15 protein-coding genes are annotated in these 13,420 nt (G+C 69.1%); 12 read left to right on the top strand and 3 right to left on the bottom strand.

Translation table 11 applies throughout. The annotated features are described in order from the left end of the window. Positions 1 to 137: 137 nt before the first annotated feature. The 7 genes from folE to AB0M48_RS11485 all read left to right on the top strand — a co-directional run bounded on the left by folE (position 138) and on the right by AB0M48_RS11485 (position 5,769). Entirely contained in the window at positions 138 to 764 is a 627-nt protein-coding gene (folE, locus tag AB0M48_RS11515; protein WP_363839198.1) for a GTP cyclohydrolase I, read from the top strand. After that, positions 764 to 1,579, top strand: a complete 816-nt coding sequence (locus tag AB0M48_RS11510) for a hypothetical protein (RefSeq protein WP_363839195.1) — start codon at positions 764 to 766, stop codon at positions 1,577 to 1,579. Before folE ends, AB0M48_RS11510 begins: the two co-directional genes overlap by 1 nt. Beyond that, positions 1,579 to 2,646 (top strand): hypothetical protein, encoded by a 1,068-nt coding sequence (locus AB0M48_RS11505; protein ID WP_363839192.1) that lies wholly within the window; start codon positions 1,579 to 1,581, stop codon positions 2,644 to 2,646. The genes AB0M48_RS11510 and AB0M48_RS11505 overlap by 1 nt, the downstream gene beginning before the upstream one ends. Positions 2,647 to 2,664: 18 nt before the next feature. Further along, the gene (locus tag AB0M48_RS11500) at positions 2,665 to 3,360 is read left to right on the top strand and encodes an AAA family ATPase (protein WP_363839189.1); all 696 of its coding nucleotides are present in this window, start codon (positions 2,665 to 2,667) and stop codon (positions 3,358 to 3,360) included. Positions 3,361 to 3,389: 29 nt separating this feature from the next. Beyond that, on the top strand, positions 3,390 to 4,310 hold the full coding sequence (locus tag AB0M48_RS11495; protein WP_363839186.1) for a DUF2797 domain-containing protein: 921 nt from the start codon (positions 3,390 to 3,392) through the stop codon (positions 4,308 to 4,310). A 71-nt stretch (positions 4,311 to 4,381) separates the two neighbouring features. Next, the gene (locus AB0M48_RS11490) at positions 4,382 to 5,221 is read left to right on the top strand and encodes a class I SAM-dependent methyltransferase (RefSeq protein ID WP_363839183.1); all 840 of its coding nucleotides are present in this window, start codon (positions 4,382 to 4,384) and stop codon (positions 5,219 to 5,221) included. Then, the gene (locus AB0M48_RS11485) at positions 5,218 to 5,769 is read left to right on the top strand and encodes an NUDIX hydrolase (RefSeq protein WP_363839179.1); all 552 of its coding nucleotides are present in this window, start codon (positions 5,218 to 5,220) and stop codon (positions 5,767 to 5,769) included. The genes AB0M48_RS11490 and AB0M48_RS11485 overlap by 4 nt, the downstream gene beginning before the upstream one ends. Before the next feature lie 20 nt (positions 5,770 to 5,789). On the opposite strand, the gene AB0M48_RS11480 is transcribed toward AB0M48_RS11485, so the two are convergent. Continuing rightward, positions 5,790 to 6,305, bottom strand: a complete 516-nt coding sequence (locus tag AB0M48_RS11480; RefSeq protein WP_363839176.1) for an NUDIX domain-containing protein — start codon at positions 6,303 to 6,305, stop codon at positions 5,790 to 5,792. Positions 6,306 to 6,645: 340 nt separating this feature from the next. On the opposite strand from AB0M48_RS11480, the gene AB0M48_RS11475 reads away from it, so the two are divergent. Beyond that, positions 6,646 to 7,578 carry an aminoglycoside phosphotransferase family protein gene (locus AB0M48_RS11475; protein ID WP_363839173.1) on the top strand — a complete coding sequence of 311 codons (933 nt, stop codon included), beginning with the start codon at positions 6,646 to 6,648 and terminating at the stop codon, positions 7,576 to 7,578. A 62-nt stretch (positions 7,579 to 7,640) separates the two neighbouring features. Then, entirely contained in the window at positions 7,641 to 8,864 is a 1,224-nt protein-coding gene (gene fxlM / locus AB0M48_RS11470; protein WP_363839170.1) for a methyltransferase, FxLD system, read from the top strand. Between the two features lie 76 nt (positions 8,865 to 8,940). Here the strand turns inward: fxlM and AB0M48_RS11465 are convergent, their stop codons facing one another. After that, on the bottom strand, positions 8,941 to 9,804 hold the full coding sequence (locus AB0M48_RS11465; protein ID WP_363839167.1) for a hypothetical protein: 864 nt from the start codon (positions 9,802 to 9,804) through the stop codon (positions 8,941 to 8,943). Positions 9,805 to 9,976: 172 nt separating this feature from the next. Here AB0M48_RS11465 and AB0M48_RS11460 point away from each other — a divergent pair, with 172 nt between their 5' ends. After that, on the top strand, positions 9,977 to 10,621 hold the full coding sequence (locus AB0M48_RS11460) for an HAD family hydrolase (protein WP_363839164.1): 645 nt from the start codon (positions 9,977 to 9,979) through the stop codon (positions 10,619 to 10,621). Between the two features lie 15 nt (positions 10,622 to 10,636). On the opposite strand, the gene AB0M48_RS11455 is transcribed toward AB0M48_RS11460, so the two are convergent. After that, entirely contained in the window at positions 10,637 to 11,917 is a 1,281-nt protein-coding gene (locus AB0M48_RS11455; RefSeq protein WP_363839161.1) for a helix-turn-helix transcriptional regulator, read from the bottom strand. Positions 11,918 to 12,356: 439 nt separating this feature from the next. Between AB0M48_RS11455 and AB0M48_RS11450 the strand changes: the two genes are divergently transcribed. Next, positions 12,357 to 12,842 carry a 6-carboxytetrahydropterin synthase gene (locus AB0M48_RS11450; RefSeq protein WP_363839158.1) on the top strand — a complete coding sequence of 162 codons (486 nt, stop codon included), beginning with the start codon at positions 12,357 to 12,359 and terminating at the stop codon, positions 12,840 to 12,842. Positions 12,843 to 12,954: 112 nt separating this feature from the next. Continuing rightward, positions 12,955 to 13,404: an NUDIX domain-containing protein gene (locus AB0M48_RS11445; RefSeq protein ID WP_363839155.1), complete on the top strand. Its 450-nt coding sequence runs from the start codon at positions 12,955 to 12,957 to the stop codon at positions 13,402 to 13,404. The last annotated feature ends 16 nt before the right edge of the window (positions 13,405 to 13,420 follow it).

The raw sequence follows: 13,420 nt of genomic DNA, 5'->3' as shown, positions 1-13,420 counted from the left end.
ACTGGATCGCGGCGCTCACGGTCGCTGTCGCTGCGCCCGGCATGTCGCCCCCCGCGCCTGCGGGCAGTGGCGCTACCAGGAGCCGCCGCCGTTGACGTCCTTGACCCATTCACGCCCCCGGAAGCGAGGCGAAGTCCGTGACCAACACTCTCGACAGGCTTGCTCCCAGCGAAAGCCAGGACCTGGTGTCGTCGGGCCCGGTCGACACCGAGCGCGTTGCCGATCTTGTCGGCCAGCTCCTCGCCGCGATCGGCGAGGACCCCGAACGGGAGGGCCTGTCGGACACACCAGCCAGGGTCGCCGCGTGGTGGCGCGGTTTCTTCTCCCCGGAGCCGTCGGCCGCACCGACCTCCTTCCCCGAGCAACACCTGAGCGGCCAGTTGGTGGTGGTCGGCGGCATGAGCGTCTGGTCGCTGTGTGAGCACCACCTGCTGCCCATGAACCTCGACGTCGCCGTCGGCTACGTACCGGACGGCGAGGTGATCGGCCTGTCGAAGTTCGGTCGCATCGCACAGCAGTACGCGGGCCGCCTTCAGGTGCAGGAGCGCTTCACCCGGCAGGTAGCCGACGAGATCGCCGTCGTGCTCGGCAGTTCCGACGTGGCCGTCGCGGTCCGCGGCACGCACCTGTGCATGAGCGCGCGGGGCGTGCGGATGGAGGCAGCTCGTACCACCACACTGCAGGCCGGTGGCCGATTCGAGAGTGATCCTGTGCTCTCCCAACAGTTCCTCGCCCTCGCCACGGACAGGTGGAGGGTCGCCTGATGGCCAAGAGCATCGACTTCTCCGCGATCGCCCCGCCCGACTACCTGGACGCCTTCGTGGCGCAGGAGCCCGCCAGCGTCCACCACGTGGCGGCCCAGCGTGTTCTGACCGACGCTGCCTATCGCGCGTTCTTCCACCGCGAGGCGCAGCGGGGCGCGGAGATCATTGTCGACAACGGGGTCTTCGATCTCGGCCACGCCCTGCCGGCCGCCGACCTGATCGCGGCGGCCCGCATCGTGGACGCCCGCGAGATCATCCTCCCGGACGTCATGCGCGACGGGCTCGCCACCATCAAGGCCAGCGACGAAGCCGCCCGCGAGATCCTCGACCTCAGCGACGAGTTCCGCCTGTGCGTCGTGCTGCACGCAGCAGACGATCAAGAGTGGCTGCGCTGCTACGACTACTTCGCTTCCAGCGACTACGTCGGAGCGATCGCGCTACCGGCCTCCCGGCGCCCCGCGCCCGAAGACCTGCTCTGCCGCACCCGCTGGGCCGCCACCCGGTACCTGGAAGACCACGGCATGGTCGAGGACCGGATCGTCTATCGACTGCTCGGCCTCGGCCGGACCGGGCACCTCGAACTCGTCGAACAGCGCGAGCACGAATGGATCGCCTCGGTCGACGGCGCCGCCCCGGTCATCCTCGGCGCGATGGGCATCGAGATGCTGCCCGACGGTCCCTACGAGAAGCCCCCGACCCCGCGGATTGAGGACCTGGGGCCAATCCCCGAGGAGCGGTTCGGCCTGATACGCCGCAACATCGCCGTCGTCCGTGAGGCGGCCGGCAGCAGCGTGCGAATCCCGGAGGCGGCGTGATGAGCCTTCTCGCCAACACCGTTCCGGCTGCGTGCCCCGGCTCGGCGTCGCGCACGTCCCCCATCGTTGTGGACAGGCACACGATGGCTCCGGACCGCCTTTTGCGCTACCTGCAGATCAAGGTGCACCACCTGATCCAGGACCACGACTGGGAAACCATCCATGTTGTCGGCGGCTACGACCGCGGAGCCGTGATCTCCGCACATGAGAAGACGGGCAAGCTGTTCAACTTCGAGCGCCCCACCGCCGAGGCCCACGGCGGTGACCTCATCGTCAAGGCATTCCCCGGTGCCGACTACGTCCACCACTACGCGCTGATCATCGCCACCTACCTTTCCATGACAGGAAAACGGGCCGACACGGTCACCTACGAGTTGCCCGACCCGACGTTGTCCCGCGAGGCGGTGTCGAAGCTCGACCTCGAACTCGATGGCGACCTCGTGATCGTCGGCTGGGGCTTGGCGCACCTTGCCCCTGCCGACGGAGCGTGGACCTACGGGCACGGCTACGCCTGGCAACGCGCTCAGATCCACGGCCGCCGGGTGGTCTACCTCGGGTTCCTCCACAGCATCTGGGGCGACGTCGCCGGACGCGTGGTCACGCGCCTGGCCGAGCTCGGCGCCCGCGACGTCGTCTACGTCGGCAAGGTCGGCGCGCTTCGCCCCGACATCGAGCCCAACACGCGGCTGGCCACCGGAAACACAAGCCTCGTCGGCGGCAGCCTCGTCGCGTGGCCCGACTTCTTCGGCGACTTCGCCACCGCCCAACCAGGCGTGCACACCGGCATCCACGTCACCTCACCCTCGATCCTCCTGGAGAACCGGGACTGGCTGACCGAGCACGCCGAGCACGCATTCGTCGATCCCGAGATCGGCCCTATGGGAGTCGCAGCACGCGATGCCGGGATCGATTTCGGCTACCTGCATGTCATTTCCAACAACCTCGCCCGCCACTACCCCGCGGACTTGTCCAACGAACGTCACAGCGACGTTGTCCGGCGACGGACCGTCCTCATCAGACAGATCCAAGACATCATCGCCAACCGACTGGCCGCCCAGCCGATCTAATCCCTTGGAGCGCAACACATGACGAACGCAGCACCACTTTTGAACCCCGCACGCGGGCGCGAGATCACGGTCGTCGGCATCGACGGCGCGGGCAAGTCCACCCTCGCCACCCGCCTGCACCAGGCGCTCAACGAGGCCGGCCACGAAACGATCCTGATCGGAAAGCACAGCACCGAAGTCCCGATGGACGCGGAGTTGTCCGCCTATGTCGACCGGCTCAACGCCCTGGTCTATCGCCGCGAAGCACGCGTCGCCCAGGCGTGCGGCGATCACTACTGGCTGCTGGCGCTGGCCGCCTGGTACACCCTCCAGGACAAACTCGTCATCCAGCCCGCTCTCGCCGCCGGAACCCACGTGATCCTCGACAACGCCCACCACAAGATCCTCGCTCGCTACGCCGTGAATCCCGACGTCTCCACCAGCCTCGCCGAGCAGGTCTTCGCCCACCTCACCGAACCCGACCTGGTGTTCTTCCTGCGCATCAGCGCCCGCGACGCGCTCGCCCGCAAGGGCGAATTCAGCTCTTTGGAAACCGGCCACTCCGGCGGAGCGGACGAGGACTTCATCCGCTACCAGGACAGCGTTCTCGCGAAGCTGCGCGAACACGAGCAGCGCGGCGGATGGCTGTCGATGGACGTGACCGACATGGACCGCGACGCGGTCTTCAAGACCGCCGCCGACGCGCTCGCCGACCGCCTCCAGCTCGCCATCTGACCCCCACAGCCACCACGAGGAAACGCACCATGCCAGCGACCCGACCAACCGACGGCGAGTACGTGTGCCACGGCATCACCTGGGCAACAAGAGATCCCCGGCTGCTGCTGGCCCCGCTGCCCGACGGGCCGCTGGTCTACGCCGAGATCATGAACCAGCGACTCGGCTTTGCGGTTGGTACCGGCCGATGGTGCACCGGCCGGTACCGGTTCGCCGACACTGTGCGCGTCGAAGCCCTCGCGTGTCCCGACCGCGCGCCGACCGAGCAGGGCGACCAGTGCGCCCGGTGCTTGCGCCAGGACGAGTTCCGCTTTGCCCACCAGTTCCACCAGGACGGCAACGTCCCCGCGCCCCTGCGCCGGTACATGGACCAACCACACTGGCTCTACCTCGCCACCTTCGCCGACGGTGCCACCAAGGTCGGCACCGCAGCCGAACCACGCAAGCAATCCCGCCTCGACGAGCAGGGCGCCCTGATCGCGACCTACCTGACCAGGAGTCCCGACGGCCGCGCCGTACGCCACCTCGAAGACGCCATCACCCGCGGTCTGCAGGTGCCCCAGACCATCCGGGCCTCGACCAAGCTCAAGACTCTGGCCAATCTGACCGACCTGTCTACCGCGAGCGCGACCCACGACCGGCACGTCTCCCGCGCCGCAGACGCGCTCGCCGCGATGAACACTCCGGCAATGCTGGAGACGTGGACTCCTCCTGCCGAAGGCGACCGAATGCGCGTCGCCAACGGTGTACGGATGCTGTATCCACACGATCTGCGCGACGGTGAGCACGGCTTCACCGTCGTCTCGTGCGTCGGCACCCAGGTGCTGGCCGTTCTGGACGGTGACGACGAGGTGGACTACGTGCTCGACCTCGGCACCCTCAAGGGTCGCCGCATCGCGCTCGGCCCGTTCACCTCGCCCGCCGCCGCCTTCCAGAACTCCCTCTTCTAACTGACCCCGGCTGGCTCGTCGCGTCCGTCCGCCGCGAGCCTGGCCTGCCCCCTTGAAGCGAGGTACCCGCGATGGCACCCCTGGACGCCCTTCTCGGCTGGGACGAGGACACCACCGCAGAGGCGTACGCCGCCTTCACCCGTGCCTTCCCCATGTATTCGGCCACCAGCCGGGACCTTGCCCGCCGCGCTGAGCTCACCGACAGCCGGCTGGTGGTCGACCTCTGCGGCGGAGCCGGCGCGACCGCGGAGGCAATCCTCGAACTCGTCCCGATCGACGCCCATGTCATCTCCCTGGACAACGCCGCCGCCATGCAGCGCGTTGGCCGACGCACCCTGGCGGACCCGCGCCTGACCTGGGTCACCGCACCAGCCGAAGACCTGGCCGACCACGTTCCCGGCGCGGCGGACGCCGTGGTGTGCAACTCCGCGATCTGGAAGACCGACGTGCCACAGGTGTTCGCCGCCATCCACCAGGTCCTACGACCCGGCGGCCGGTTCGTGTTCAACGTCGGCGGCGGCTTTGCCGGCGTCCGCCACCCCGACGAGACCAATGTGCGCACCGGACCCTCGCTGAATACCTTGATCCGTCAGGTCGCGGTCCGTGACCACGGCTACGCCCCGCCGCCAGCCGCCGAGCCAGCTCCGAAGCTGCCGCTGGACACGATCGCCGACCACCTGTCGGTCTCCGGACTGACCATGCTCGACACCGAGGTCGTCGCCCAGCACAGCACGATGGCCGAGAAGAAGGCGTGGCTGTCGATTCCGGTCTTCGCTCGACCCGACGGGGACTTCACCCACGCTCAGCGGATGGACATCCTCGACAAGGCGTACTCGCTGACCACGCCCGACGCGCCTACCGTGACGAGCTGGCTCGTGGTGGTCGCACAGCGCCCCAGGGAACTACGTTGACCGCCCCGCCACCGACCAGTAGCCACGGCAGCCGGACCAAGTACTGCGACCACGCGGCCGTCGGCGTGCTCATCTCCTCACCGAACGGGCTGCTGGTCTTCGAACGCGCGAGGCCCCCCGCAGGGATCGCACCGGTCGCCGGTCATGTCGACCAGCACGGAGGCCCCGAGCAAGCCGCCCGCATTGAGGTCGCCGAGGAAGTCGGCCTGACCGTCACCTCGCTCGACCTGCTGCTGACCGCATGGCGACCTAACCACTGCCGCCGACCGACCAGCGACCGCGTGGGCCATCAGTGGTGGATCTATCGGGCCCAGACCTCTGGACCGATCCGACCCTCTGCCCAAGAGGTGCGTGCCCCACGATGGCTGCACGAAGACCAACTCCAGCAACAAGCGCGCCGCACCGCGGCCTACGCCGAAGGCCAGCTGAGCGAGGAGGAGTTCAGCGCGAAGCCCGGCTTGGAGCCGGTGTGGGTTCGATTCCTTCACGACCTCCAACTGGTGACGCTGCCCGACGACATCCTGAATCTGATCGACAAGGTCCTGTGACGGTCCACCGGCAACGGGCCTCAGCGCGCCCCCACAACCTTGCCCGCTGCCAATCGGCGCACGTACGCGCGGATACGTTCACGGTCCTCGGGGAACACGCTCTCCCACGTCTCGTCCAGGTCAACCCACCTCGAGGGCTGCCCAGTCTCCCCACCAAGCGGCACGTCACGACCGACGACGGCTCCGTAGGACAGGCTCAGCGTCGGCGCCCAGTCAGCACGGAAGGATCGGACAGCCACCGCGGCCGGCACAGGCAGCAGCTCGCCCGCCACACCGGCCTCCTCCACAAGTTCACGGGCTGCGGCTTCCCGCGGCGTCTCGCCCGGCTCGACCTTGCCACCAGGCGGCACCCATCCGCGCACACGGTGCCGTACGAGCAACACGTGGCTGTACGTCGGGTCGGTGACCCAAACCTCGGCCGCGAGCGGCTCCATCAGCGTCTGATGGGCGCGCAGCCACACCTGGGCGTCATCGAACTCCATCGCAGCAAGGCGAGCATCGGCGACCGCCGCGTCCACGGTCAACTGATCAATCACCTGACCCAGCCTAAGCCGACCTCGCAGCCGCCACGGACATTGCGCAGAGCACCGCCCGTCGTGTCCCAGTCCGCGAATGAACAGCCTGAAGGCAGGATGGCCCCGAATGACGGAATCGCCAGCGCCCAGTCGCCATGTTCATGCAGGTCAAGCCAGGTGACACCTCGTTCACACATGCACGGCATTGCCCCGACACGCCGCCTTGCGTTAGGTCAGCCGGACGGGCGACATCGGCCTCAGCCAGTGCGCGGGGCACCACGAAAGCGCCGAGCCCCTCTCCTAGGCTGGCCACGCTAGAGCCCGTCCGTCCGTGTCGAGTCGAAGCCGAGAGTCCGAACCGATGACCACGTTGGCCGGCCACCGCGAGCACACCGCTCCCATCGACCTGCTCAGCGCCCTGCGCACCTCGCGTGCGGCCGGAGGCGACGCGCTGGCCACCACGCTCGACAAACACGGGTTGCACGCACTCGACGGTGCCCGCAACAACGACGTCTTCGCCTGGACCGCAGCCCCCACCCCGACCTGCATCAAGCTCTACAAGAAGACCGACCGGCAACGCGTCGAGCGCGAGTGGCACGGCCTCGCCCACGCCGCCGGCCTGGGCATCGCGCCGGAACCGCTGTGGCTCGACGAGGACCCCGAACAGCCTGCCCTCGGCATGACGCTGCTGCCCGGCTCCCCGATCCTCGACGTTCTCGACCCGGCGTCGGCCATCAAGTCGATGGCAAAGACCACCCGCGCCTTGCAGAGCGTTCCGCTGAAAGAGCCGCTGGCCAGCCTGGAGCGCGTCGACTCCATCGGCCACTACATCGCCCGGCTCACCGATGTCTGGCCCGGCCAGCTCGCCGACGCCGCCGACGATTCCCAGACCGCGGAGATGCTGGCTCTCCTGCACCGCTGGGAGAACAGCGGCGACGCCGAACTGCTCGCGCAGCCTGCCACCCGCGTCTACTCCCGCGGCGACGCGAATCTGCTCAACTGGCTCCATGACGGCGAGTCCACCCACGTGGCGGACTTCGAGTTCAGCGGCTTCTCCGACATCGCCGTCGACGCCGCCGACCACATCGAGCACATCAGCGCACGCGTCGTTCCTGACGACGTCTGGACCAGCGCCGAAGCCGAGCTCGGCGTTACGCCGGGCAACCGTGCCCGGTTCGAGGCCGCGCGGCGCACCATCGCGCTGCGGTGGCTCGCTGTGTTGTGGAAGCAGCGCACCGAGCGCGTCGAGGAGTTCACCGCCCTGCACGAGCGGGTGCGCGCCCTCCAGGGCTGAACGACGACTGCCCATCGCCCGCCAGACAGCCGACTAGATGATCCATAAGGAGCAGGGAAGCGATGGACACCGATACCGCCACCGTGTCGCCGGAGACGCTGCGCGCGGAGATGGTCGCCAAGGTCCGGAAGGTGGGATATGCGGAACTAAGCGAGGTCGAGCGAGTTCTGCTGGACACGCCACGCCACGAGTTTGTGCCGGAAGCTGATCTGGCGGTCGCCTACGACCCGTGGCAGGCGGTGATCACTCACCGATTCGAGGACGGCCGGTCGTTGTCCTGCGCCTCGGCGCCGTGGCTGGTCGCGGCGATGCTCGACCAGCTGCACGTCCAACCCGGCAACCGCATCCTGGAGATCGGCGCGGGCACTGGGTACAACGCCTGCCTGCTCGCCCAGTTGACCGGCCGCGCGGACCTGGTGACCACGATCGACATCGACCCGGACGTGACCGCGAAAGCCGCACAAGCACTGACCGCGACCGGCTACGGCGACGTGCACGTCGTCACCGGCGATGGTGGGCTCGGCTATCCCGATCACGCACCGTACGACCGCATGATCGCCACCGTCTCGCCGTGGGACATCCCCGCCCAGTGGTGGCACCAGCTCGCTCCCGGAGGACGGCTGGTTGCCCCGCTGCGCTGGCGCGGTCAAGGCCGCAGCGTCGCCTTCACCTACACCGACGGCCGCCTGGTGTCCGATTCGCTGCACCTGTGCGGCTTCGTGTACCTGGTCGGTGACGGCGAGGGCGAACTCAGCGGCGCGATCACCGCCGACGAACTGGTCACGCTCCACTGGGACCGCGACCAGCCCGTAGACCTCGATGCGCTGCGCGGGGTGCTCGACCAGCCGCGTGTCACCGCCTGGTCCGGAACGACGATCGGCAGGAACGAGTCGCATGACGGGCTCTGGCTCCGCCTGACCGTGACCGATCCGCGCGTGTGCCGGATCAAGGTCCACGCCGACGTCCCACCCGAGGTGTGCGACCCGGTAAGGGGATGGTGGCGCATGGCGCTGGTCGACGGGGACACGCTGGTCTACCTCACCGCCCGCCGACTGGAATCCGACGACGAGGTGCGATGGGAGTTGGGCGCGATCGGCCACGGCCCGGCCGCCGACGAGCTGACCGAGTACCTCTGCGACGAGATCCGATCCTGGGCGCCCGAGCGGAACCAGCACACGCCATCGCTCATCGTCTACCCGGCTGATACCCCGGACAGCGAACTGGCGGGCCCTGCCATCGACAAGACCCACAGCAGGTTCGTCCTCACCTACGACCCCGCCGGATGATCTCGTCGCCGCTCTACGACCTCGGTGTCAGGCAGTGGCTCGGCCTGACCGTTGCCGTGGAGCGCGGCGAGGTGGGTCATCCGTGGAGTGGAAGTCCCGCCGTCCGCCAAGGGCCGGCCAACAGCGCGCTGGTGTCGGAGTCGAGTCGTCCGGCGAACGCCTGCGAGATCGCCGCGCCCCACAGTGCGTTGACGACCGACGTGTCTGTGGGTGACTCGCCGACGGCGTCCTCGGCGGCTGGAACGGTCTCCCAGTACAGGGAGCGCGCCCGGAGCGGGAATCCCCACGCGATCGACGCCTCGGTGACCGCGACACAAGCCGCTTCCCAGCGTTGCTCGTCGATTTCCGCGCACACCCGACCCATCCGGCGCACAACCCCTGCCGGCGTGGCTTCGGCATGGCGCAGGACTCGCAGCGCGGCTTGGGTGTGCGGGCCGTAGGCGCCAGTCGCGGTGTGTCGCGAGGGCAGACAGGTCTGCCGCCACGGAGCGGTGAGCAATTCGTAGTCGGCGATTCCCTCGTCGTCCTGGCCTGCCGCTGCGATCGCCAGTCCGGCGTCGAACACGGGCAGGACCACCTTGTGCCATCCGGAGTGGTCCGGTGAAGCCTGCCGGGCCAGCAGGTAGGGGTGGTGCAGCACGGCGATCGGGTCGTCGAGTTCGGCGGGCATCGGCAGGCCGAAGGTGTCCTTCCATCGGATCCACCGTGAGGCGAGCCGTCCGGCCAACTCGGGGTCGGTGATCCGCGCGATGATCCTGTCCCGGACGGCCTGGCGATCGGAGGCGCGCTCCTCGCCGAGTGAGCCCATGCGAGTGATCTGCTCGAAGGTCAGGTTGGCGATGGTCACGTCAAGCTGTCGCCATTGCTCGCCACGAGGGTGCTGGGCCAGCAGCGCGCGTCCCAAGTCGTCACGACCGCGGTCCGGACCGGAGGTGCTCATCGGTTCAGGATGGCAGCCCCGATCTGCGCACTTCGGTGCAGGCTGCGTGTCCGGCGTGGCGGCAGACGACGCGTCGGCCTGACCGGCTTCCTCAGTTGCGAGGGCGGCGGGACTGTGCTGGCCGCAGGGCCCTCTGTCGCGCGGTGTTCGTGAGTGACGTAGGAGTAGAAGCATGGTGAGCGCGGTGGTGTTCGACGTGGGCGAGACGTTGCTGGACGACTCGCGCGAGTGGGGTGCGTGGGCCGAGTGGATCGGCGTGTCCCGTCATACCTTCTCGACCGTGCTGGGTGCGGTCACCGCTGCCGGCCGAGACAATGCCGAGACGTTCCAGTACTTCAAGCCCGGCTTTGACCTCGCCCGCGAACGGCGGCTACGGGAAGAGGCCGGACTGGGTGAGCACATAGAGGACGGCGACCTTTATCCCGACGTCCGGCCCGGCTTGGCGCGGCTGCGGGAGCTCGGCTTGTGGGTGGGAGTGGCCGGGAACCAGACCGCCCGCGCGGCCGAGCTACTGCGTGTGCTGGGCCTGCCGGTGGACCAGATCGCGACCTCGGGCGAGTGGGGTGTCGCCAAACCTTCGCTCGAGTTCTTCGCCCGCGTCGCGGAGATGGTGCCCGACGGACCCGCCGAGACGGTGTACGTGGGTGACCACCGGGACAACGATGTGGTGGCGGCGAAGGCGGCGGGGTTCCGCACGGCGTTGATCAGGCGTGGCCCGTGGGGCTACCTCTGGGCTGACGACCCGTTGGTGCGTCGCGACGCCGATTGGGTGATCGACTCCCTGCACGACTTGCCCGATCTGCTGGCGCCGTACTAGGCGGCCAGCAGGGAATCAGCGAGCACGGGCCCACGCGGCGAGGTCGAGCAGGCCCGTGCTCGGGGCGCTGTGAGTACGCAGCAAGGTCGACAGCGAATGGCGGACCTGGGGATGGGTGCGGGTGTGTTCGGGCGCGGCCTGGCGGGCGGCTTGCAGGCACAGGTAGGCGTCCTCGTGACGGCCGAGCGTGAGCTGGGCGCGGGCGAGGTCGATGAAGTAGTGGGAGCGACGTTCGGCGGGCAGGTTGTCGGGCGGGTGCCAGGCAGCCGCTCGTTCGATGCCCAGGGGATCGCGCAGTTCGACGGCGACGGCGAGTTCGTGGATGCGTAGGGAGGCCGGGCCGAACGCGGTGCCCTGGTAGACGCCTTCAGGGACGGTAGTTGCGGCGCGGCGGGCTTCGCGCAGGTGGTCTGCGGCACGGTCGGGCTTGCCAGCCCGGCCCGCGACGACCGCGGCGCGCATGTGCAGGGCGCCGAAGGCGGCCGAGGCCGAGGCGGTGTCGAGGACGGGTACGTGGTCGGCGGCGAGTTCGAGGGCGCGGGCGGCGGTGTCCAAGTCACCGTTGGCGAAGAACGTCTCGGTGCGCACGTACGCCACCGCGGCCAGGAGCAGCGGGTCCTCGGCGAGCTGGGCGGCCGAGCGCATCAGGTCGATCAGCCGCGCGGACAGGTCCAGGTAGCCGAACTTGAAGGCCACGCCGTCGGCGGCGCGCAGCGCCAGGGTGAGCAGGGCTGCGGCGTGGCGGCGGTCGGTGGTGTCGCCGAGCTGGCCGGCGCGGGCGAGTTCGGTGATGAGGTCGGGTAGGCGGCGGGCGAGGCTGCCGTAGCGGGATTGCAGCCGGTCGTCGCTGGCGCGGGCGATGTCGCCGTACAAGCCAGCCGGGGTCCTGGTAGGTCCGTCGTCGGGCAGGTCCAGTCGGTCGAGGGCGCGGCGCAGGCGCGGGATCGCGGCGTGGATGACGTCAACCTCGGCGACGGGTTCGCGCTCGTGGCGGTCGCTGGTGGATGGTTCTGGCGGGACCAACTCGACGCCGATCGGTGCTGAGGCAAGGACCGCAGTCGAGGTGGGCTTGCTGGAGCGTCGGGCAGTGCGGCGCAGCAGGTCGTCCAACTCGTCGAGGGAGACCTGCAGAGCACGGGCGAGGCCGGGCCGCTGCCACGGCTGGGGCGACTGGACGCCGCGTTCCCATCGGCCGATGGTGGTGCGCTCGACCTTCAGCGTGACGGCGAGGCTTTCCTGGGTGTAGCCGGCGGCTTCGCGAGCAGCGGCCAGCGGAGTGAGTGGCCGTGCCGCCATCGCGCGTCCCCTTCCTCCGGTCCCTCCATAGCGCACAGTACTCGCCCGTTTCCGCAGCGTACGGCCGGTGTCGCCCCATGAGTGCCTCACCGTCGCCCTGCGGCCGACCACCGACCACACACGGTCGGATGCCGAACACCTGTTCCGCGTACTCGTTCGGATGACACAGCCGACCTCGCCAGGGAAAACCCTGATCAGGCCGGGTGCCGCCCCGTGGACGCCTCGCAGCCGCCGCACGGTCGCTCTGGTGATCGCGGTGGGGGACGCCGTTGACTGGCCTTGGGCCTGCGGTGGCCGACCCCCGACCGGTCACCGCAGGCCGTTCTCGATCCCGGCCGCCTGACTTAGCGGAAAGTGAGCTTGGTTCAGTGCAGATGCACGAGGTGATGCTGCCGCAATCGCCCCTGTCGATTGACGGGTCGAGCACGGTGGTCCGCTGATGCCGCACAAGATCACCGTCGAGCATTCGTTCGAGTCCGGGCACCGACTGCCACACCTGGGTGGCAAGTGCGTGAGCCTGCACGGCCACTCTTGGTCGGTCGCAGTGACCGTGAGCGCCCCGGAGTTGAGTCCCGAGGTGACCGTGGTGGAGTTCGGCGCGCTCAAGGTCGGGCTGCGGCGGTGGATCGACGAGCACCTCGACCACGCCACGATGCTCGGCGCGCGCGACCGGCTGATCGAGCCGCTGATCGCGGAGGGCAGCCGGGTGTTCTGCTTCGGGGTCGAGCGCCCGGCGGACGTCGCCGAGCAGTTCGCCTACGGACTGCCGTGGCCAACGGTGGAGGCTGTCGCGGTCCTGCTGGGCCGGGTCGCCGAGAGTGTCTTGGCCGGGCTTCCCCGCGCCGACGGTGCGCGGGTCGAGCGGGTCTTGGTCCGTGAGACCCGGCTCAACACCGCCGTTTACGAGCCCCCGATGCCCCGATGAGCGCCGCCGCGTCGGACGCAGCCGTGACGCTGGCGGTCAACGAACTGTTCGGCCCGGCACCACCCGACGTGCGCCTTCGACATCGCCCCTGTCCGTCAATCGTGAGAGCACCATGACCACCACCTCACCCGCCCTCGGCCCGCTCGTCGCCGTGTACGGCCTCGTCGGACACAACGAGCGTCTCTTGGTCATCCGCGACTCAGACACCACCACGCACCGGCTGCCCGGCGGTCTCGTGCCAGCCGGTGAACCCGTCGAGTACGCACTGCGGCGCATCCTGTGGGATCAAGTCGACGCCCACGTTGCCCACCTGGACTTCTGCGCCGCCGTGGAGCTGCCCGGCCATCACGCGGCAGGCGGGGAGCCCGCAGTCTACGAGCTGGCGCTGCTGTTCGACGTGACCCTCACCGACCCCAGCGATGTCCGGGCTGGTCACGACAAAGCGCGCTGGGCCACCGACACCGAACTCGGCCACCTCGACCTGCGTCCCACACCGCTGGCGGACAGGTTGCGTGCCGGTGGACTGACCGGTGAGCAGCCGTGGTGGCCTGCCCAGTCCTGACCGGGACATTCGCCGC

The organism is Lentzea sp. NPDC051208 (assembly GCF_040682435.1).
In the GTDB taxonomy this organism is placed as follows: domain Bacteria; phylum Actinomycetota; class Actinomycetes; order Mycobacteriales; family Pseudonocardiaceae; genus Lentzea; species Lentzea kristufekii.
Note: the sequence above shows the minus strand (reverse complement) of the source record. Positions and strands in the feature narration are given on the sequence as shown.

Coding starts and splice junctions, on each gene's coding strand:
- AB0M48_RS11475 (WP_363839173.1), top strand. CDS start 6,646: ATGACCACGTTGGCCGGCCACCGCGAGCACACCGCTCCCATCGACCTG.
- AB0M48_RS11490 (WP_363839183.1), top strand. CDS start 4,382: ATGGCACCCCTGGACGCCCTTCTCGGCTGGGACGAGGACACCACCGCA.
- AB0M48_RS11495 (WP_363839186.1), top strand. CDS start 3,390: ATGCCAGCGACCCGACCAACCGACGGCGAGTACGTGTGCCACGGCATC.
- AB0M48_RS11500 (WP_363839189.1), top strand. CDS start 2,665: ATGACGAACGCAGCACCACTTTTGAACCCCGCACGCGGGCGCGAGATC.
- AB0M48_RS11455 (WP_363839161.1), bottom strand. CDS start 11,917: ATGGCGGCACGGCCACTCACTCCGCTGGCCGCTGCTCGCGAAGCCGCC.
- AB0M48_RS11445 (WP_363839155.1), top strand. CDS start 12,955: ATGACCACCACCTCACCCGCCCTCGGCCCGCTCGTCGCCGTGTACGGC.
- AB0M48_RS11450 (WP_363839158.1), top strand. CDS start 12,357: ATGCCGCACAAGATCACCGTCGAGCATTCGTTCGAGTCCGGGCACCGA.
- fxlM (WP_363839170.1), top strand. CDS start 7,641: ATGGACACCGATACCGCCACCGTGTCGCCGGAGACGCTGCGCGCGGAG.
- AB0M48_RS11465 (WP_363839167.1), bottom strand. CDS start 9,804: ATGAGCACCTCCGGTCCGGACCGCGGTCGTGACGACTTGGGACGCGCG.
- AB0M48_RS11510 (WP_363839195.1), top strand. CDS start 764: ATGGCCAAGAGCATCGACTTCTCCGCGATCGCCCCGCCCGACTACCTG.
- AB0M48_RS11505 (WP_363839192.1), top strand. CDS start 1,579: ATGAGCCTTCTCGCCAACACCGTTCCGGCTGCGTGCCCCGGCTCGGCG.
- AB0M48_RS11460 (WP_363839164.1), top strand. CDS start 9,977: ATGGTGAGCGCGGTGGTGTTCGACGTGGGCGAGACGTTGCTGGACGAC.